Annotated in this window: 19 protein-coding genes; 10 read left to right on the forward strand and 9 right to left on the reverse strand. The window is 45.2% G+C overall.

Annotated features, from left to right (window positions below; genetic code table 11):
- Position 1: 1 nt before the first annotated feature.
- Positions 2–406, reverse strand: coding sequence for a 30S ribosomal protein S6 (gene rpsF / locus AYK67_RS16340; RefSeq protein ID WP_068089393.1), 405 nt, complete (start codon positions 404–406; stop codon positions 2–4).
- 490 nt (positions 407–896) lie between these two features.
- Here rpsF and fabD point away from each other — a divergent pair, with 490 nt between their 5' ends.
- From fabD to gmk, 7 genes are all read left to right on the forward strand, one after another.
- The gene (gene fabD, locus AYK67_RS16345) at positions 897–1,844 is read left to right on the forward strand and encodes an ACP S-malonyltransferase (RefSeq protein ID WP_068089396.1); all 948 of its coding nucleotides are present in this window, start codon (positions 897–899) and stop codon (positions 1,842–1,844) included.
- Positions 1,845–1,894: 50 nt separating this feature from the next.
- Positions 1,895–2,632 (forward strand): 3-oxoacyl-[acyl-carrier-protein] reductase, encoded by a 738-nt coding sequence (gene fabG / locus AYK67_RS16350; RefSeq protein ID WP_068089399.1) that lies wholly within the window; start codon positions 1,895–1,897, stop codon positions 2,630–2,632.
- 265 nt (positions 2,633–2,897) lie between these two features.
- Positions 2,898–3,134 (forward strand): acyl carrier protein, encoded by a 237-nt coding sequence (locus AYK67_RS16355; protein ID WP_068089402.1) that lies wholly within the window; start codon positions 2,898–2,900, stop codon positions 3,132–3,134.
- 109 nt (positions 3,135–3,243) lie between these two features.
- The gene (gene fabF / locus AYK67_RS16360; RefSeq protein ID WP_068089405.1) at positions 3,244–4,509 is read left to right on the forward strand and encodes a beta-ketoacyl-ACP synthase II; all 1,266 of its coding nucleotides are present in this window, start codon (positions 3,244–3,246) and stop codon (positions 4,507–4,509) included.
- Positions 4,510–4,624: 115 nt separating this feature from the next.
- Complete coding sequence (gene mltG / locus AYK67_RS16365) at positions 4,625–5,794, forward strand: endolytic transglycosylase MltG (RefSeq protein WP_068089409.1); 1,170 nt, start codon at positions 4,625–4,627, stop codon at positions 5,792–5,794.
- A 66-nt stretch (positions 5,795–5,860) separates the two neighbouring features.
- Complete coding sequence (locus AYK67_RS16370; RefSeq protein WP_068089411.1) at positions 5,861–6,751, forward strand: YicC/YloC family endoribonuclease; 891 nt, start codon at positions 5,861–5,863, stop codon at positions 6,749–6,751.
- 142 nt (positions 6,752–6,893) lie between these two features.
- Positions 6,894–7,556 carry a guanylate kinase gene (gmk, locus tag AYK67_RS16375; protein WP_068089414.1) on the forward strand — a complete coding sequence of 221 codons (663 nt, stop codon included), beginning with the start codon at positions 6,894–6,896 and terminating at the stop codon, positions 7,554–7,556.
- Between the two features lie 185 nt (positions 7,557–7,741).
- Here the strand turns inward: gmk and rsmA are convergent, their stop codons facing one another.
- From rsmA to lptF, 6 genes are all read right to left on the reverse strand, one after another.
- Entirely contained in the window at positions 7,742–8,590 is an 849-nt protein-coding gene (gene rsmA / locus AYK67_RS16380) for a 16S rRNA (adenine(1518)-N(6)/adenine(1519)-N(6))-dimethyltransferase RsmA (protein ID WP_068089417.1), read from the reverse strand.
- Positions 8,590–9,606 (reverse strand): 4-hydroxythreonine-4-phosphate dehydrogenase PdxA, encoded by a 1,017-nt coding sequence (gene pdxA / locus AYK67_RS16385; protein ID WP_068089420.1) that lies wholly within the window; start codon positions 9,604–9,606, stop codon positions 8,590–8,592. Before pdxA ends, rsmA begins: the two co-directional genes overlap by 1 nt.
- A gap of 151 nt (positions 9,607–9,757) precedes the next feature.
- Positions 9,758–10,699 carry a SurA N-terminal domain-containing protein gene (locus tag AYK67_RS16390; protein ID WP_082735890.1) on the reverse strand — a complete coding sequence of 314 codons (942 nt, stop codon included), beginning with the start codon at positions 10,697–10,699 and terminating at the stop codon, positions 9,758–9,760.
- A 142-nt stretch (positions 10,700–10,841) separates the two neighbouring features.
- Positions 10,842–13,220: an LPS-assembly protein LptD gene (locus tag AYK67_RS16395; RefSeq protein WP_068089426.1), complete on the reverse strand. Its 2,379-nt coding sequence runs from the start codon at positions 13,218–13,220 to the stop codon at positions 10,842–10,844.
- Positions 13,220–14,320, reverse strand: coding sequence for an LPS export ABC transporter permease LptG (lptG, locus tag AYK67_RS16400; RefSeq protein ID WP_068089429.1), 1,101 nt, complete (start codon positions 14,318–14,320; stop codon positions 13,220–13,222). Before lptG ends, AYK67_RS16395 begins: the two co-directional genes overlap by 1 nt.
- 4 nt (positions 14,321–14,324) lie before the next feature.
- On the reverse strand, positions 14,325–15,497 hold the full coding sequence (gene lptF, locus AYK67_RS16405) for an LPS export ABC transporter permease LptF (protein ID WP_068089432.1): 1,173 nt from the start codon (positions 15,495–15,497) through the stop codon (positions 14,325–14,327).
- Between the two features lie 422 nt (positions 15,498–15,919).
- On the opposite strand from lptF, the gene AYK67_RS16410 reads away from it, so the two are divergent.
- A complete protein-coding gene (locus tag AYK67_RS16410) occupies positions 15,920–17,407 on the forward strand; it encodes a leucyl aminopeptidase (protein ID WP_068089435.1) in 1,488 nt (495 codons plus the stop codon).
- 75 nt (positions 17,408–17,482) lie between these two features.
- On the opposite strand, the gene AYK67_RS16415 is transcribed toward AYK67_RS16410, so the two are convergent.
- Positions 17,483–18,064 carry an invasion associated locus B family protein gene (locus AYK67_RS16415; RefSeq protein WP_156453203.1) on the reverse strand — a complete coding sequence of 194 codons (582 nt, stop codon included), beginning with the start codon at positions 18,062–18,064 and terminating at the stop codon, positions 17,483–17,485.
- A gap of 670 nt (positions 18,065–18,734) precedes the next feature.
- Between AYK67_RS16415 and AYK67_RS16420 the strand changes: the two genes are divergently transcribed.
- Together AYK67_RS16420 and AYK67_RS16425 are read left to right on the forward strand one after the other, a co-directional pair.
- On the forward strand, positions 18,735–19,184 hold the full coding sequence (locus AYK67_RS16420) for a DNA polymerase III subunit chi (RefSeq protein WP_068089441.1): 450 nt from the start codon (positions 18,735–18,737) through the stop codon (positions 19,182–19,184).
- Positions 19,181–19,861, forward strand: coding sequence for a class I SAM-dependent methyltransferase (locus AYK67_RS16425; protein WP_068089444.1), 681 nt, complete (start codon positions 19,181–19,183; stop codon positions 19,859–19,861). The genes AYK67_RS16420 and AYK67_RS16425 overlap by 4 nt, the downstream gene beginning before the upstream one ends.
- 182 nt (positions 19,862–20,043) lie before the next feature.
- Here the strand turns inward: AYK67_RS16425 and AYK67_RS16430 are convergent, their stop codons facing one another.
- Positions 20,044–20,295, reverse strand: a complete 252-nt coding sequence (locus tag AYK67_RS16430) for a hypothetical protein (RefSeq protein ID WP_156453204.1) — start codon at positions 20,293–20,295, stop codon at positions 20,044–20,046.
- Positions 20,296–20,327 lie beyond the last annotated feature (32 nt).

Consider the following 20,327-nt stretch of genomic DNA (forward strand, 5'->3'; position numbering starts at 1 on the left):
ATTACTCCGCTGCAGCTTCGTTACGACGAGGACCACGCTCGCGACCACCTTGCGGGCGGTCACTGCGACGGCGATCGTCACGGTCTTTTTTCTGCATCATAGCAGATGGATTTTCGTCCAGTTCGTCAACGCGAACTGTCATGAAGCGCAGAATGTCTTCATTCAGGCCCATCTGACGTTCCATTTCAGCAACAGCTGCATGCGGTGCATCAACGTTCATAAGCACATAGTGTGCCTTACGGTTTTTGTTGATGCGGTAAGTAAGGGTACGAAGACCCCATGGCTCAATCTTGGAGATTTTGCCACCATTTTCTTCAAGAACAGTTTTAAACTGTTCAATCAGCGCTTCCACCTGTTGGGTAGAAATGTCCTGGCGAGCCAGAACCACGTGCTCGTAGAGCGCCATGTGATATGCCTTTCTGGTTATGTATTATTCGTATCTGGCGCAAAGCCTCTTCGTGCACTAGAGCTTCTAGGCGAGAAGTGTCTTTAACAAGAGCGGGAACACGGATAGACGCAATCACTTTGATTCCTATGGCAAAAGCCACCTATCTTTCAGCTCCCGGCCGAAATACGAAAAATGCGAGGCTGCTTATAGCTGATATCCGCCAAAACACAAGAGGTTCTGTTCAAAAAAGCTGGTTTTTGCAATTGGGCACTTGACTTTTGTGTGTTTAAACGGCTCATGTCCGCGCAGCTGAACCCACGATCATATGGCAAAAACCTAGGGTTACGTTGGGTTATAGGTGCTGTTTTGGGATACTTGAGGCTTGTTTCTGGAGTGTGATGCTTTAGAGGGCGAAAAGATCGCAGAATAATTGTACCACCTTTGCTAAGGTGCCTTAAATGAATCACTTGGCAAAAGGTCACGAATTAAGAGTTGGAGCACGCAGAAAATGACATTTGCATTCACTTTTCCAGGACAGGGCAGTCAGGCCATTGGAATGGGGCAAAACCTCGCCCAAGACTATCCAGAGGCCCGCGCTGTATTTGAAGAAGTTGACGCTGCTCTCAATCAGTCCCTTTCAAAAATTATGTGGGAAGGGACACAAGAAGAACTTACACTCACGGCAAATGCCCAGCCTGCATTGATGGCTGTCTCTCTGGCTACCATTCGCGTTCTGGAAGCCAAAGGATTAGACCTAGCAAAAACCGCTAAGTATGTGGCAGGCCATTCATTGGGCGAATACTCAGCTCTTGCAGCTGCTGGAACTTTTTCTATTTCAGACACGGCAAAACTATTGCGCACGCGCGGTCAGGCCATGCAGGCAGCTGTACCAGTAGGTGAGGGTGCGATGGCAGCTCTCCTTGGTTTGGACTTTGATGCTGCGATGAAAGTTGCGGACGAAGCCGCTGAAGGGGAAATCTGCCAAGCAGCAAACGACAATGGTGGTGGTCAGGTCGTGGTTTCCGGCCATAAGAGTGCTGTTGAGCGTGCCTGCGAAATCGCCAAAGCAAATGGCGCTCGCCGCGCTGTTATGCTACCTGTATCCGCACCGTTCCACTGTGCGCTCATGGCGCCGGCTGCAGAAAAAATGGCGCAAGCACTTGAAGAAGTACAAATGAATGCCCCATCTGTACCGTTGGTGGCAAACGTTCTGGCTAGCGAAATTGTCGATCCGGCACAAATCAAGCAGCGCTTGATTGAGCAGGTGACAGGAACCGTTCGCTGGCGTGAGTCCGTTTCTTTCATGGTTGGCCAGGGGGTCGATACATTGCTTGAGATTGGTGCAGGTAAAGTGCTGTCGGGCATGGTGCGGCGTATCGAAAAATCTGCAAAAGCTGTGGCGATTAACGGCAGTGAAGATATTGATGCATTTATTGCGCAAATTACCGAAGCCTGATTGGCTTCGAAAGCAATCGTAATTTTAAAAAAGCCGAGGAGATAAGCGGCATGTTCAATTTAGACGGCAAACGTGCACTGGTCACTGGTGCGACCGGCGGTATTGGCGAAGAAATCGCCCGTGCATTGCATGCTCAAGGGGCGGTGGTTACATTATCCGGTACCCGCGTTGAGAAACTTGAAAAGCTTGCTGCAGATCTTGGAGAGCGCGCATTCATTAAAGCGGCGAACCTTTCTGATCGTGCCAGTGTTGACGAGCTGGTACCTGGTGCCGAAGAGGCTATGGGTGGCCTTGATATTCTGGTAAATAACGCTGGCATTACCCGCGACAATATTTTCATGCGCATGAAAGATGACGAGTGGGATCAGGTGCTGGAAGTCAACCTTTCTGCAACTTTCCGTATTTGTCGCGCTGCCATTAAAGGCATGATGAAGCGCCGTACTGGTCGCATTATCGGTATTACCTCTGTTGTTGGCGTCACAGGTAACCCGGGTCAGGTGAACTATTCTGCGGCAAAAGCTGGCATGATTGGTATGTCCAAGTCTTTGGCCCGCGAAGTTGCTAGCCGTGGTATCACTGTTAACACCATTGCACCTGGCTTTATTTCCACAGCAATGACTGATGAACTCAATGATAAACAACGCGATTCGATTTTAACAAGCGTTCCTGCCGGACGTCTTGGCGAAGCGGCTGAAATTGCCTCTGCGGCTGTTTATTTGGCGAGTGATGAAGCTGCATATGTGACAGGTCAAACGCTGCACGTAAACGGCGGAATGGCCATGATTTAATAACCGGAGAGGGCAGATTATTGCCTTTTCTTTTGAGAACTGAGGCTTCTTTCTTTGATGGGTGGTCAACGCAAATAAAGTGTGCTACCAACCCGCCGATTAGAGTTTCCTCTTGCAAGCGGGGGTCCGGTTGAGATCACTATTACAAATACTAATGGCAATAATGATCTGAAAAACTCAAGATGTTATAGTATACATCAATCAACCATATGAAGGGCCCGCGCTGCGGACTGAAAACTACCTTGAAACCACTTGAGGACTAAAAATGAGCAATGTTGCGGAACAGGTAAAAAAAATCGTTGTTGAGCACCTCGGCGTTGAAGCCGACAAGGTTACTGAAGCTGCTAGCTTCATCGACGACCTGGGTGCAGACAGCCTGGACACCGTAGAGCTGGTTATGGCTTTCGAAGAAGAGTTCGGCGTTGAAATCCCTGACGATGCAGCAGAATCCATCCAGACTGTTGGTGATGCTGTTAAGTTCATCAGTTCTAAGCAGAACTAATCACCAGAAATGGTATCATGGCGATGAGCTGTTTACAGCTCATCGCCTATTTCTGTTTTATTTACCATAAATCCATTGGGCTTATGGTCTTTTTGAAAAGTGCAAGGTCATGCGTCGAGTCGTCATCACTGGTATTGGCATGGTGAGCCCGCTAGGAAGCGGAGCAGAAATTTCATGGCAGAGAATTCTTGAAGGCAAAAGCGGTGCCGCACGCATCGAAGGCTTCGAAACAGACGATCTTCAAACCAAGATTGCCTGTCAGGTGCCTCTTGGCGACGGAGCCGATGGAACCTTTAATCCAGATGACTGGATGAGCGCAAAAGAGCGCCGTAAGGTTGACGATTTTATTCTATTTTCCATTGCAGCCGCTGATATGGCTCTGGAAGATTCAGGTTTTAAAGCCGAGAGTGAAGAAGAAAAATGCCGCGCTGGCGTGTTGGTAGGTTCCGGTATTGGTGGCTTGCAAGGTATTGCTGAAACCGCCGTTATGATGGAGCAAAAAGGCCCGCGCCGTGTCAGTCCGTTCTTTATTCCTGGCCGTTTGATTAACTTGGCTGGTGGCCAGATTTCCATCCGTCATGGCCTTAAGGGGCCAAACCACGCTGTTGTTACAGCCTGCTCCACCGGTGCGCACGCCATTGGCGATGCCGCCCGTTTGATCGCTCTTGACGATGCCGATGTAATGGTTGCAGGTGGTACTGAAAGTTCTTGCTGTCGTATTGGTATTGCTGGCTTTAACGCCTGTAAAGCACTCTCCACCGGTTACAATGATGAGCCGGAAAAGGCATCGCGCCCCTATGATAAAGACCGTGATGGTTTTGTAATGGGTGAAGGCTCAGGCGTTGTCGTGTTGGAAGAATACGAGCACGCCAAAGCACGTGGCGCAAAAATATATGCCGAAGTTGTGGGTTATGGCCTCTCTGGTGATGCCTACCACATTACAGCACCAGCCTCAGATGGAGATGGTGGTTATCGTTGTATGCAGGCCGCGCTAAAACGTGCTGGCATCTCACTGGCTGACGTTGATTATGTCAACGCCCATGGTACTTCAACACCACTTGGTGACGAAATCGAATTAGGTGCCGTAGAGCGTTTGGCTGGGGATTCCGCTAAAGATTTGACCATGTCTTCGACTAAATCATCTGTTGGTCACTTGCTTGGTGCTGCAGGCGCCGTTGAGGCAATTTTTACCGCCTTGGCCATACGTGATCAAATCGCACCGCCGACAATCAATCTTGATAATCCTTCTGTGGAAACACCAATCGATTTGGTGCCAAACAAGGCTAAGCCAATGAAGATTGATTATGCATTATCCAACAGTTTTGGATTCGGTGGTACAAATGCATCGCTTGTACTTAAAAAAGTTGATGCATAATCGTTGATCCCTAAATAGTTAAGGGGCCAGAATTCGCAGTGCGGTTTCTGGCCTTTTTTTTAAGGTCTTTAAGATTTAATTGCCTTGTAAAAGGGCGATGTAATTAGAGGTGAGTATGGCACAGTCCACTGACAACGGGCAGAGTGAGGGTAATAACCCAGAAGCGCCAGCGCAAAATAACGTCGAATACAACAGACCCAAAAGTGCGCGCCAAGCAATTATTCCCGATGTGCCCCCACCACCGGTAAAGCGTAAAGGGCGTAGTCCGTTTATCGCCATTTTGAACTTTTTACTTACCTTGGCTGTCTTTGCTGTTATCGCGGCTGTTGTGGCAATTTACATTGGTAAGACATCGTTCGATGAGCCAGGACCTTTAAAACAAGAAACCGCATTTATGGTTAAGTCGGGTGCACGGCTACGCGACATTGCTAATGAGCTGGAAGCGCGGAAAATTATTCGCGATGCTTATATCTTTGAAGCAGGTGTGCGCATCTATGAACAGCATGCCCATCTAAAAGCAGGTGAGTACGCCTTACCAGCCGGTGTTTCCATGCACAAAATTATGGAAATACTTACCAGCGGCAAAGCTATTTATTATTCGATTACCTTCCCTGAAGGCTGGACATCCAAACAAATCGTTCAACGTATCAATGCAAACAAGGTATTAACTGGTGAGCTAAAATCCACGCCGGATGAAGGTTCGTTACTGCCAGAAACATATAGCTTTGCCCGTGGTATGACCCGTCAGGAACTTGTTGCTAAAATGCAAATGGCTATGAAAAAGCAACTGGCTTTGGCTTGGGAAGGTCGCGATCAGAATTTGCCAATAAAATCTCCTGAAGAGTTAACAACTCTCGCCTCTATCGTTGAAAAAGAAACGGGCGTTGCCCATGAGCGACCAATGGTCGCTGCGGTTTTCGTTAATCGTTTGCGTAAGAAAATGCCTTTACAATCTGATCCGACTATTCTCTACGGATTGTATGGGGGAGATGCATGGACAAAAGACCGCTCTGCGATAAAACGCTCTGAGTTAAAAGCTAAAAACCCATATAACACCTATCAAATTCGCGCCCTTCCTCCAGGACCAATTGGCAACCCGGGCCGTGATGCTCTGAATGCAGTAGCGAACCCGGCCAATACAAAAGACTTGTACTTTGTGGCTGACGGTACTGGTGGACATATTTTTGCGCAAACCTATAAACAGCACCAAAGAAATGTTGTTAAATGGCGCAAAATAGAGCGTGAAAAGCGCCGCAAGCAGGCCGAAGAAAAAAAGAACAACTAAACGCCAAGAGGGCTGTTTTCTTGCAGCCCTCTTTCGCACACTCAAACTGATATTTTGGAGTGTATGATGACACTGTCAAGTATGACAGGCTTTGCACGCCTTGAGGGCAACTGGAAAGAATACCATTGGGCCTGGGAAATAAGGTCCGTTAACGGCAAGGGGCTGGATATACGTATGCGCTTACCACAGGTTGGTGATAGCATCGAGGCCACGTTAAGAAAAAAAATATCCGCAGTGCTGCGTCGTGGTAATATCTCTCTTAATCTTCAATTCCACAAAGACCAAAGCGACCTGCAATTGGTTGTAAATGAAACGGTATTGAAACAATACCTTTCAATTGTAGACAAACTACAACAACTATTGCCGGATGCGCCTTCACCTACAATTGATAGTATCCTGGCTCAAAAAGGTATCTTGGAAGCTCAAGAGACAGAAACAGAAGAAGCAAAGCAGCAGCTGCAACAGCAACTACTTATCAGCTTTGATATGCTTCTAGTTGAGTTACAGGCCATGCGTAAAAGTGAAGGCGAAGCCATTCATAAGCTTTTAACTGACCAGCTCGGCAAAATAAGTGATTTAACAGCAACAGCAGAGGCTTTGCCATCGCGTCAGCCCGAGGCAATTAAAGCCAAACTTGTAAAACTTCTTGATGATATAATGAACGCGAGTGCCGGAAAACTGGATGAGCAGCGTCTTTATCAAGAAGTTGCCATTCTAGCAACGAAAGCCGATATTCAAGAGGAATTGGACCGCTTAAAGGCACATGTAGAGGCCTGCCAGCAATTGCTCGACAAAGATGGTAGCGTCGGCCGTCGCATGGACTTCTTGGCTCAAGAGTTTAACCGCGAAGCCAATACCTTATGTTCAAAGTCTAACAGTGTTGAACTCACAGCAATCGGATTAGAGTTGAAAACTGTAATTGACCAGCTCCGAGAGCAAACGCAAAACGTTGAATAAACGATAAAAACACCTTTAAAGGAAGTTTGCTATTTCATAGAAGCACTCAAACTGCTTTAAACTATTATTTTGACGCGTATTCATAGCCGAAAACCGGTATCCACTTTTCAGGAATACGCTTTAAAAAGAAGAGAGCACAACATTGTCGTTAGCAAATGGTTCACTCAATCGCCGCGGCTTAATGCTGGTTTTATCCTCGCCATCAGGTGCAGGAAAGTCAACTTTGGCGAACTTACTTTTATCTGATGAAGATAAGCTCGTCCTTTCTATTTCGGCAACCACACGTGCAAAAAGGTCGACAGAGCAAGATGGTGTACACTATCACTTTCTAGATAAGCTGACGTTTGAAAACCGCATAAAGGAAGGCAAGTTCCTGGAGTGGGCGCAAGTACACGACAATTACTATGGAACACCAAAAGATGTGGTTGAGCAATCACTTGCTAATGGGAATGATGTTCTGTTTGATATCGACGTTAAAGGTAAACGTCAGCTATCTGAAAAAATGCCGGATGATGTGGTATCAATTTTTATCATGCCCCCTTCTGTTGCTGAAATGCATAACCGCTTAACAAAGCGTGCTGAAGACAGTGAAGAAGCAATCAAGCGGCGTATGCAAACGGCTGTAAGTGAGGTCGAGGCGTGGCAAGCCTATGACTATGTTCTTGTCAATGATCGCTTATCTGAAACGCTTGAACAAATAAAAGCAATTTTACGAGCCGAAAGGCAAAAGCGAACACGCCAGCAAGGGCTTTTAAACGAGATGAGCACCTTCATTGAAGATTTAAAGAAAAAAATATCGCAATAACAAACCACTAGCAAAACACGTTGAGCTAATCATTCAATTAGATGGTCCAATTTATTAAAGTAAACTGGATCACAAAGTTGAGCCAAATAACGACAGAAGCTATTATCTTGAAGTCAGTTTGAGCAGATGAACCACCATCAAACTGACTTCAAGAAAAAATCAATTCTCGCCTTAGACGATATTTGCTACGCGCTCATTGCAGCATCAAACTTATTTGCCAGCGCAACAAAGCCTTCCACATCGACGGTCTCGGCACGTTCAGTCGGCTTTAAGCCAGCTTCCACGATAATAGCTTCGGCATCTTTAGAAAGTGATTTCAGGCTTGCTCGCAACATCTTGCGCCGTTGACCAAATGCAGCCGCCGTGACACGCTCCAGACTTTTCAAATTGCACTCAAGCGGGCTTTCTTTAGGGTGTAATTGTACGACAGCTGAAACAACTTTTGGCGGTGGAGTGAAAGCCTTTGGATTAAGATCAAAAAGAATTTCCGTATTACAACGCCAGTTTGCCAAAACGCCAAGACGCCCATAGGCCTTGCTGCCCACTTTAGCCACAATTCGCTCGGCAACTTCTTTTTGGAACATCAAAGTCAGCGATTGCCAAAAACTTGGCCACCGGTCACTGGTGATCCAATTCACCAGCAATTGAGTACCTACGTTATAAGGAAGGTTTGCAGCAATTTTAATTGGGCCATCCCCTAAAATACTTGGGTCAAACTCAAGAGCATCTCCCTCAATTACCTGCAAACGCCCAGGGTAATGGGCACTTATTTCCTCAAGTGCAGGTAAACAGCGCCGATCTTTTTCAATCGCAATAACCTTAGAAGCGCCTTCTGCTAACAGAGCGCGTGTTAATCCCCCAGGTCCTGGACCAACCTCTAAAACACAAGTGTTTTCAAGTGGTCCCGCATTTCGCGCGATACGAGATGTGAGATTTAAATCCAGCAAAAAATTCTGGCCAAGAGACTTGCGCGCATCAAGGCCATAAGTCGCGATGGTTTCACGCAGGGGGGGGAGGTCGTCAATTTGGGCCATCAAAGGCTTTCCGGTTCACTAAATGCGCTTGCCAGTCGAAGGGCAGCAGCAAAGCTTTCTGGGTTTGCAATACCATGTCCGGCAATATCAAACGCTGTACCATGGTCGGGTGAAGTGCGAACAAAAGGTAATCCCAATGTCGCATTAACAGTTTCGTCAAAGGCTATTGTCTTAACCGGTATAAGCGCTTGATCGTGATAAGCGGCCAGAACGACATCATAGTTTTGTCGTGCCCTTTCATGAAAAAGCGTATCTGCAGGATGAGGGCCGGTTACAGATAGTCCTTCATCTTGCAGCTGCTTAATAGCAGGACGCATGAATTCGATTTCCTCACGTCCCATACTGCCGTCCTCGCCGGCATGCGGGTTCAACCCAGCTATGGCGATACGCGGTTGCTGTATTGCGAGGTATTTTTGTAAATCTCTATGCACACAGCGGGCAATAGATATCATCGTTTCACTTGTCAAAGTGTTTGCGACATCTTTCAAAGGGATGTGTACCGTCATCGGAACAGTCATTAAGTCAGGGCCTGCAAGCAACATGACCGGATCAACATCCTGATTATAATATCGCTTGGTTAGCTCCCCAAGAAACTCGGTATGCCCAGGGTGCTTGAAACCAGCATCATATAAGACAGATTTTGCTATTGGATTAGTTGTCACAGCACGTGCAAAACCCTGTTGAACGTGGCGAACGGCACACTCAATAGACTCAATAATAGCGCCAGCATTTGCTGACGTTGGTGCGCCAACACTGGATTTAAACTGCTGCTTTAAAGGTATGACTGGCAATTGATTTGGATCTAACTCAACGAGTTGATCCTCTTCAATAACTTGGAAAGGTATATGGTAACCCAGTTGCTCGGCCCGTTCCTGCAGCATGTCAGGACAAGCTATGCAGTAGAACAATGGGAGTTCCAACTCGAAGCGTTTTAACCAACTTAGAAGCGTTATTTCAGGTCCAACCCCGCAAGGATCGCCCATAGTTACAGCAATCGGTTTTTGCAAATGTAGCATTAAACAGCTTCCCAAGTTAAACACATACCAAGTGATCAATACATCTTATATGCATTTACTACAATGAAGGGCTAAGGCAACTGTATAATTCATAAACACAAATACCTGCGCATTTGTCATGCACAGGTATTCATTTTCAAAAAGAAAAGCGCTAACGCTGTTCGATCACAGCACGGGTTCGAAGGTCACGAAGATAGCGGCGAGACATTTGTTGCCCCTCTTTATTACGCAGCTCACCTTCAGCCTCTTGTCGAGCACTCGCATCACTGTTAATGGAGCGCTTGCCGCAAAGTGCGATCATCTCGTAACCGGCACTAACTTTTGTTGGCGCAGTTAACCGACCAACAGACATTTTTTCAAGTTGCTCAAGGTTTGCTCTTGGTATTTCCGTTTCTAAACGGCGCCCAACAGGCTTTACGACAACTTCTTTAAGTCCTTTTGCAAGTTCCAGCCCTGAAGTGCATGATGTAAAACGAGAGCGTAACTTTTTCATCTCCGACTTACGTTTATTGACCAGTGCCTTACTTGCTTTTTCCGGAACGACAAATAAAACGCGCTGTAGATTGTACTCTACAGTTTTCTCATTACTTTTCGCACCATTAGACTGCATAGCTGCAATCACATCAGATTCATTAATGCGTACAGTAGCCCGAAAACGCCGCATAACTGCATGCGACCAAGCAATTTCAGCACGAAGCCGTTTTTTCAAGGTTCTCGGATTAACGCCGTTTTGTTTAAGCGCACTACTAAAATTTGCTGGGCTTAGTTTTAAGCGTGCGGCAATGGAAGCATAAGCGCTATCAACTTCTTTATCTTGCACTTTCACACCAACGCGCTTGGCTTCTTGCAGTTTAAGTGTTTCGTTTATCAACTCTTCTCTAGCACGTCGTTTTGCAAGCGCAGAATTAGCACGTGTGGTCAGCGCTATTAATTTACTTCTCTGCTGGAGCTCATAATTTGTAATAGGTTGGTCATTGACGACCATTTCTATTCTCGTAGCAGCCTTCAAGGGGAGACTAGAGATAAGAACAAAGCTAAGTAGTAAAAAAGTTTTATGAAACAGGTTTATTATTTGGCCCTGAATCCTTGGCATATTTAGGCTCCCACTAGCAAAAATGACGTTATCTCTTTAACGTAAGTGATAATTGGCACAAATTTCTTTAAAATGAAAGACTTCTAGTACCATTATTATAATCTGACGCACTTTGGATTAATCGCAGATGAAGGCGGCGTTTTTATTTACCAACGCTGGAAGAAAAGTCGGTACCACCAATGGTTCTGAAGTTAAACCGGAAGAAATAGATTTGATTAACGGCTTCGCCGTCATTGCGGCTTCTATCTTCGCTATAGGAAACCGACATGGAAAAACCTTCGTCGTCATAGCCAAGGCCTACAGTGTCTTGCACGAAGTTCTTATTTTGCAAATCATAACGGGCAGAGCCGTATAAACGCCAGCTGTCAGCCAGCCGAAGGGCGCTTGAACCCAATACTTCTTCACGGTCATCAGGCACACCGGCATCCGGGCGCGCTTTCAAAAAGGCGTAACCAATAGAAGAGGTGAGGGGACCAAAGCGTCCACTTGCATTAACTTCCGTTCTTTGTAAATCAAAGCCGCTTTCATCAAATCGGGCGTTGGCACCAAGCCTAAAGCCACTATTTGTATCAATATAAAGTGAACCAACGTAATCAGAACCGGACGTCTCTAACCCGGAATCTCCGGTTGCAAACAAAATATCAGGGGTGGCATATGAGTTTTGACCGGCAAGTTGATATGAGCGCCCAAACAAGGCACTAACAAACGATCCTTGATCAAACTGCAGTCGATATTGCAACCCTAGATTTGCTCGAACACCGCCTTCATTACGGTCAAAGCCGGAAAACTTATCCCAGTTAAATAGGGTCGAAGCATCAAAAACAATACTCTGCGCATCTTCATTGGGTAGTTCGCCAATATGCGCTTCATTTGGCCGAGCAATAAGTTGGGCAATCGGTTCAATAACCTGATTACCACCTTTAAAGCTGGCCAACATGGGATATCTATATTCAAGCCCGACGGCTGGCATACCGCGAAAGACCACGGCATCACCGGTTAAGTCAGGTATATTGTGGTCAACTGTCCCTAAAAAATAAAGGTTCGTTTTAGCGTAAGCAAAAGGTGTGAAAACCTGTCCAATAGAATCTATATAGGTTCTGCGCCAGTTCAGATTAGCGCTCAGTCGTGTAAATGTTCCCTCAACCCCGCGAAAACGGTTGATGCCATTTATACTAAGCGCATCTGTTGTACTACGTGTTAGGCTGGTTAAATTGCCATCAAAGGAGAGTTCTCCCCCCATAACACTTTGATCAAATATAATAGAATTGTCGATTACGGGATGTATGATAGGCTGTTTGCTTTGTAACTCATCATTAAGCGGTGAGAACTCAGCGCTCGGATTGTTAGGGTTACCGCTCCAAGGGCGATCTTCCTGACTAAGTTGAAAGCCCATTATGCGTGCATCAAAGCGATTTTTGTCGTTTATTCCTGTTAAATACACCTCTGACTTATCAGAGGCGGTTCCTAACTGGGCAAAAGAGTAATCATTCACAACTGCCCGGTCACTTTTATAGGTGCCATCCCAACCTAATGTCCAGCCGGAGGCAATGCTGAAGCTACCGCTCGAATTGAGCATGAACCTATTATCAACATTTCCGCTTGAGCCATTATACTCCTGCGGATTAAATTGATGTATTCCACCGAGTGTCGCTTGATAGGAACCACTAGCAAGCTTTTGTCGCCATTCAACTTTTCCAAAAGCACCTTGCTTTGTAAGTGGTATAAGCGTCGCGGTTAAATCATAGCTCGGATCCAAGGCCCAATAATAGGGAACAGCTGCACCGTATCCTGCACGGTCCGTATGCACATATTTGGGTGTAAGAAAGCCAGATTGCCGTTTTACCGTAGGGTCAGGCATTGTGAAGTCAGGAAATAACGCTATAGGTATACCAAGAAACTCAACACTAGCCCCTTGAAACGTAATTGTTTTTTCTTTTTCGCGGTGAATTATTTTTGTGGCTTTAATTTTCCAAAGCGGCTTTTTCTTAGTATAGGCAGTATATTCACCCTGATCCAGAATAATATCTTGGTTGGCTTCTCTTGTTGCCCGCTTCGCTATCATCTTTGTAAATTGTGGCGTATAAACTGTAACAGCCTCAATAAATCCTTGGGCAAAGTCATCGGAGAGCTGTAAATTATCGGCCTCGATTAAATTCCCATTGGGCTCAGTCATCCTGACATGGCCATGCGCACTAAATTGGGCACTTTTACGATCATATACAACTTTACGTGCTGTAACCGTATAGGCTTCGTAGTAAATCTCCACATGCCCTTGAGCTGTGATCACATCTTGATCGATATTATAGGTAAGCTCATCAGCTTCAAGCATCATCGGCTGATTATCAGCAGCTTCTGCTCCAATATGTTTTACAGAAGAAAGTGGCGTAGCGTCAGCACTTAATGGAATAAGTGCATTACTCCCGCTAACCAACAAAGCGATTACAGAAGTTGTTTTCAAAAGCGAAGCAACGAATACCTTGCCGGTCATTTCAACTCGCCAACGCGGGAACGGTCTTGGCATTAGCCGTCCTCCTTGTTTAAGAGAATTGAATAACCCATAAGTACTCCAAATACACCTGGCGCCCAAGCAGCTACAGCAGTTGGTATAATGCCGGCGCCACCTAAATCCTTCATTAGTTCAGATACTACGTAAAGCACGAACCCGCTAATAATACCACCCACAATAAGGTGTCCTATCCCCCCAAAGCGAGAAATTCTGAGGGAAACTGCCGCAGCGATTAAAATCATTGCAATTAACAGCAGCGGTTTAGCTAATAAGCTATAGTATTGAAGCTCATAACGATAGGCAGGAAGCCCCGCACGTTGTGTGAGTTCAATGAATCGGGGCAAGCGCCAGAAGCTAATCGATTCGGGCGTTCCGATAGTCTCTCGAATTTCTGTGGGTGTGAGAAAAGTACTTACAGTATAGTTTTCATAGTGCTGCGGCTCTCGATCCTGAGAGTAAACGATAGCGTCCTTTAACTGCCAATTATCATTAGCCAAAAGTGCGGTTACAGCTTCGATGCGCTCAAAGAAATCGCCATTTCTATTAAACGAAAAAACGGTAACTCCGTTCAGTTTTGCGCCGTGTTTCATTACATGATTGGCATGAATGATCGACTCGCCATCAATACCGTCTTGCCGCAACCAAACTTCTCCAGAGCTGTTCAGTATATAACTCTGGTCAATACTGAATAGACCTTCTGCAAAACTATCGGAAATCTCCTTCAAGCGAACAGCAGCTGGATTGTAAACCACAACTGCAAATATGCCTAGAAAAAGGCCAGTAAGTACAGCGGGCGCTGTAAATTGCCAAACAGACATCCCAGAGGCTCGGGCAATCACTAGCTCCAAGCTTCGAGAAAGGGATACGAAAGCCCACATTGACCCGAAAAGTACAGCAAAGGGGATAACCTGTTCTAAGAGCAATGGAACTCTGAACAGGGAAATGAGTAATACGGTGGTGATAGAAAAGCCATCTCTATCGCCACCGCGACGAATGAGCTCCAATACATCAAAAAGAAAAATCAGGCATGCAGCGAACAAAAAGAGTAAAATAATTGACTTAAAAAAACGACTTGAAATATACCATTGCAAGGTGAAGCCACGCGTTAAGAACATGTGATTAGCCCCCATGTGCTGTGTTTTTATTGCGTGAAGTAATTTTCCTCATAAAATAGTCAGCGTAATCACCAAGCTTTCTTAACCAGCGAACTTCACGGCCAGAGAGTATCGACCATAAGCAAAACAAAAATGCAGTTAACGGAACTGCGTATAATACCGGGTATGCACTAGGTATGGCTGTTACAAGCATTGTTGCGCCGAAACCGGCTGTGCGTAATAGAATACTCGTCGCCATTGCACCGAAAATAGCCGCCCCAGAGCCTTGCCGAGTTGTTCTGGCTCCACCCATAAAAATAAAGGCAATCATGCCGAAAACGATTGGATAAAGAGGTTGACTAAAGCGGTCATGAAATTCGGAAATAAAACGACTTCGTTTTCGTAAACTATACGCATCTTTATAATCGGTACGTATCAAGTCAAATGTTGGGCGTTCACTTGCTTTTAAAACGGGCGTTTGCTCCTCGGCTACCATACTGGATAGATCAAAGCCATAATTTTCAAAGCTAACGATCGAAAGGTTGTTATCTTCAACCGAACGTCTTTGAATAGTGCCATCAAACATTACCAATAGTGTCCTGCCGGAAATTTCGACAATGCGCCCTTGCTTAGCGGTATAGGTAAACCATTCTTTATCTTCTCGGCGATCGTTTAACAATAAACTCTCAAGTAAACCGTCCCCCGAGCGATTGCGTATGTGAAATACCAACCCCTTCTCGATACCAATAAAGCGCCCAGGCTTAATGATATTGGCGACCAAGTCCACACGAACGCGAGTTATTTCTCCGCGCAAAAGTGCCATACCAGTTGGTGAAAGCGATAGCGTTAAATAAGCAATGAACCCTGATATTAGAATAGCAAAAAGCATGATAGGCTTAAGTATGATACTTCTGGAAGCCCCTGCTGCGTTCAGGACGATAAGTTCACTATCCCGAGACATACCGTTAAGAACTATTACCATCGCGATTATCATTGCAAATGGGGCAACAATAACAACAAGAAAGGGTAGCGCCAGCGAGGTGATATATAAATACTGAAGAAGTGTTTGACCTTTAGCTGTAACGAGATCCAGTTGTCGTAACGCTTGCGTAGCCCATACGACGCCCGTCATCGACAATAGTGTTATTAAAAACGAGCCAAGGGCTTTTTTAATAATATAGCGTTCAATGGTCTTCATTGGTACCTTGGCAATTATTCATCGGAAAGCAATGATATGCGCTGTCACAGCCACATAAACGATTGATTCATCACTTGCATAGCATGGATTATGCTTAAGCGCTCATATAGGTTGTTTTTTTAAAGTATTTTATGTGCATTTCCATAATCGAAGTTATGCTGTGAATGAAATAAAACATTCACCAGCTTTAAGACATTCTTTTGGGGTCAGTTGCTGTTTATTCCCTTGAAAACAATCAAAACAACCGCCATTGTCACCCTACGATTTAAGATAAATCTCGCCAGCTTTGTAACGGTCAGCACTCTTCAAGAGTACAATCCTTTCAAATGCTTGCTGTAAATGACTATATATAATTAAAAACAATGGTTGCATGTATCCTCATATATTTGAAGATCGTGCTTTCCCTATGAAAGAAGGATCATATGGCAAAATTACCAAATATTACATTTATAAAAGCTGGATCAACGACAAGCGAAACGCTGGTGCTTCCGGTAGCTAAAAACTTAGAGCTTTCAAGTACTGTTGCTGAAGTAGTTTCTAATTGCGAAAAAACAATCAAAACAGCAGCAGATATTTCAAAATTCACTGGAAAAAAATCTACATTCTTAAACCTGTTGACCCCCGCAGGGACTGAACTTGAGCGTCTTCTGCTTGTCGGGCTAGGGGAGCGCCAAAAGTTAGAAGAAAGCGATCTTGTTTATTTAGGCGGTGATATCTGCGGCAAACTATTGGCTCTAAAAGCTAAGAGTGCACACATTCTGAGTGATTTTACCAGCGAAGAAGCTGCATTGTTAGCCGAAGGGGCCTTGTTGCGGGCCTATAAATTTGACCAGTTTTTGACGAAAAAAGATGAAGAAGAAGATGCTGACATTCAGCTAAATCTATCGTTTATTGTTTCCGATGTGGCGCAAGCTGAAGCCGCATGGCAACAGCGAAAAGCCGTTGCTGAAGGTGTGCTTCTTGCACGCGAGGTGGTTAATCTGCCCCCCAACTATCTAGGGCCTGTCGAATTTGCACAAAAAGCACAAGAGCTTTCCAAAGTCGGCATCGAAACCGAAGTCCTTGATGAAGAGCAAATGCAAGCGCTGGGTATGGGAGCGCTCTTGGGCGTTGGTCAAGGATCCGAGCGGCCATCACGTCTTGCTATCATGAAGTGGAATGGTGGCAAACAAGACGAAGCGCCTGTTGCTTTCGTTGGTAAAGGTGTTGTGTTCGACAGCGGCGGTATTTCATTAAAGCCCGGTGCTGGCATGGATGAGATGAAAGGCGATATGGGCGGCGCAGGCGCAGTAATCGGCTTGATGCATGCCGTGGCAAGCCGCAAAGCAAACCTCAACATTATCGGTGTTCTCGGTCTTGTCGAAAATATGCCAGATGGTAAGGCTCAGCGTCCAGGTGATATCGTTACTACAATGTCCGGGCAAACCATCGAGATCTTGAATACCGATGCTGAAGGTCGTCTCGTTTTGGCTGATGCACTCTGGTACACGAATGACCGTTTCAAGCCGCAGTTCATTGTTGATCTTGCAACACTTACAGGCGCCTGCATGGTTGCCCTAGGCAACCATCATGCAGGTCTCTTCTCTAATGATGATGATTTAGCTGCACAGATTACGCAATCAGGTCAAAAAACTGCAGAGAAAGTCTGGCGTCTGCCATTGGGTAAAGAGTATGATAAAATGATCGACACCCCCAATGCAGATATGAAAAATACGGGTGGCTCGCGTATGGCAGGCGCAACAACCGCAGCGCAACTCCTGCAGCGATTTGTCGGTGAAACCAAGTGGGCCCATATTGATGTTGCAGGTACTGCAATGGGCTCAACAAAAACATCAATTTCCAAAGGTTGGGCTTCTGGCTTTGGTGTTCGTTTGCTTGACCGCTTCCTTGCGGACTTCTACGAAAAATAAAGCATAGCTGAGAAGCAATGTAGGCAACCAAACATGGGCTTGGAAAATTTCTTAGCCCATGTTTGGTTCCAATAGTTATTTTTCAAAGGGTGGGTCGATAACCCCATAAGAACTAAAGCCGCAAACATCCATAAGTTTGATATATGCAGCTGTAAATCCTCTTAGCGATATTTTAATCGAAAGCTGATCACCGCCATAAATCGACATTGTTTTATTGCGTCTCATGGCTCGCAATAACGGTTGCAAGAGCTCTGGCGCTGCAGTAGCTGTTGCCCGCTTGATATTATATTCATCTGTAAAGCCATGGCCAAGAGCTGGTATAATAATACCGTTATCAAATACAAAACGGGTTGGTTTCTCTACGGAGATAACTGGGCGACGACCATTATGCGTAAAGTCCTCGTAATAAATATGAGGATACACATGTGGAGGTCCCACATCGCCATTCGAAATAGAAAGTGTTACAGTTGGCTGGCCGCGCCCTCTGCGCCCAATTGCACGTGTAAAGGCGTTGCAAGTAAGGCGGACATCTTCTCCCGTATCAACCTCGTCAATATAAACGGTCCAGTCGTGAAAGGAAAAGGTTGGTTTGGGTTCAGCATTAACCTTTAAGGTTGATACAACAAAACTCATAACCAAAAATAATAGTAATCTCATGTACATACCACTTTCTAACAAAAGGTCTTGCACACTTAGATTGGCATAAATATTCACCTATTTCTATCAATAAAGACAGGTTTAAACATAACTTGAACGAAAACTCTTATGATGAAACAAAAAATCCCAGATTTGGAAATAGCAGAAGAGTAAGAAGTTACTCTGCCATATCTAACAGGTCTTATAATGTTCGCACTGGGAACTTTTTTCAGGCAGCATCGCGCCGACAGCAGCTGTAACACCAACGAGAGCAAAAACCAAAACTATAAAAATGCTTACTCTTTTAATCATTGTTATCACTCAGAACTCGAATCTATTTATAAATAGCGTGTAGCATAGCTAAAGAATGACTCGCCACAAGCACAAACTGTTGGATACTTTTGCAAGCCACAACGGCAATATCAAGGCAACAAAACACAATACCCACACTAAAATATCGTTTAAAATTATATAGTTATCCTTTTATTAGTTTCGTAAAATTTGTTCGTCTTTTGATCTGATCACTCTGGCTATTCACATGGATTATCAGCAGATTAATTCCCACTAACTTCGAGTTTGTATATAGAAATAAAACCAATAAAACAAAATTACGAAATAGCTGTTGCAGCTTGAGTTATAAATGGCACTTACGCCAAGTATTGTAGGCATCCCGAACCTTAGGGCCCAGTGAATGAGCGAAATACTATTTTATCAGCTTTCAAAATTTCCATTAGATCGAGCGCTGCCCAAACTACTGGAAATTTGCTTAGAAAGAGACTGGGTCGTTGCAGTGCAATTCAGCTCCAAACAGCGTTGCGACGCGATGAATAATTACCTCTGGACTTATGCTGAAGATGGTTTCTTGCCTCATGGTACGAGAGAAGATGGCCATGAAGAGTTACAACCCATTTATTTGACCTATGAAACCGACAATCCCAACAATGCGATGGTGCGTTTTGTTGTTGACCGCGCTTCGATCACCAACCCAGAGAGCTACCAGCGCGTAGTCTATATATTCGATGGTAATGATAGTGAAGCCCTTCAAGAAGCGCGGCAACAATGGAAGCTCATGAAGGCGAGTGAACACCAGTTAACATACTGGGCGCAAACAGAGCAGGGCGGTTGGGAGAAAAAAGCATGAGTTCTATCACCAAACATAAGGCGCAGATTGACAGCTTAAAGGGTGCTATGGGTGGTACTATCAGCGAAAGAAACCAGTGGTTTAATGAAGTCTATCTCGCTGCCCATGAAGATGCAGAAAAGGTGCCATGGGCCGAATGTAAGCCTAAGAGTGAACTGGTGAACTGGCTTCAAAACAATCCGGGAGATGGAACGCTAAAGGCTTTGGACGTTGGTTGCGGTCTTGGAGATAACACCCAAACACTGAACGAAAATGGCTATCAAGCAGAAGGCTTCGATATAGCACCAGCAGCAATTCAGTGGGCTCAAAAGCGGTTTTCAAGTCATGCCAAACGTTATCACTGCGCAGACCTATTTGATCCCCCCAGTCACTGGGTTGGGAAATATGACCTTATCTATGAATGCTATACGCTGCAGGCTTTAGAGCGTAAAAGACGTATTGCAGCCGTTAGTGCATTGAAAAAATTGCTAGTACCAAACGGACGATTGCTTATTTTATCCAGGTACTCACCGCAGATGATGAGTGACGAGTTAAAGCCACCGCTACCATTGGTTGACCAAGAGATCGCAGCTATTTGCAACCTAAATATGAATTTGTTTGCCAAGCACTTCACCCACCAAATGAAAGCTGACGGCCGCCAAATAAACCATATAATGTTGGAGTTGGTTAATCGCTAAGCGATTGTATTTGCTAAGGCAATTTTTGAGCTTTTAAAGCGTGGATTTATAACTTTGAAACGTAGGGGCGACACTTCAAAAGCGCTCCGACGCCTTGGTTTCACATATAAAAAATCACTGGTGGCAGCATAGCAAGACAAACCTGATGTTCGCAAAACGCGAGTCGAGTGACTTGAAAACCGTCAGTGCTGATTTCTATTCCAGCCGCCAAATTCTTCTGACTTCAAACCAATCGAGATGGTGTTTTCAAAACCCAAAATCCGCCTGCGGCGTATAGGGACCTGAACTAGGGTTTTGCAATATTGAATAGGTGCTGTACTTTTGAGTCCCTGATGGACGTCTTTGGCCAGTTCCAGGATGGTCGCGCTAGTGCGCTGGAAGGCCACCCTTATGGCGTGAGTGGCCGTGGCGCTGCCGTGCAGAACTTGTCGCATGAAGCCTCCCGAAGTGAGGAAAGAAAATGTAA

Origin of the sequence: Polycladidibacter stylochi (genome assembly GCF_001562055.1) — a bacterium.
Classification (GTDB): Bacteria; Pseudomonadota; Alphaproteobacteria; order Rhizobiales; family Stappiaceae; genus Pseudovibrio; species Pseudovibrio stylochi.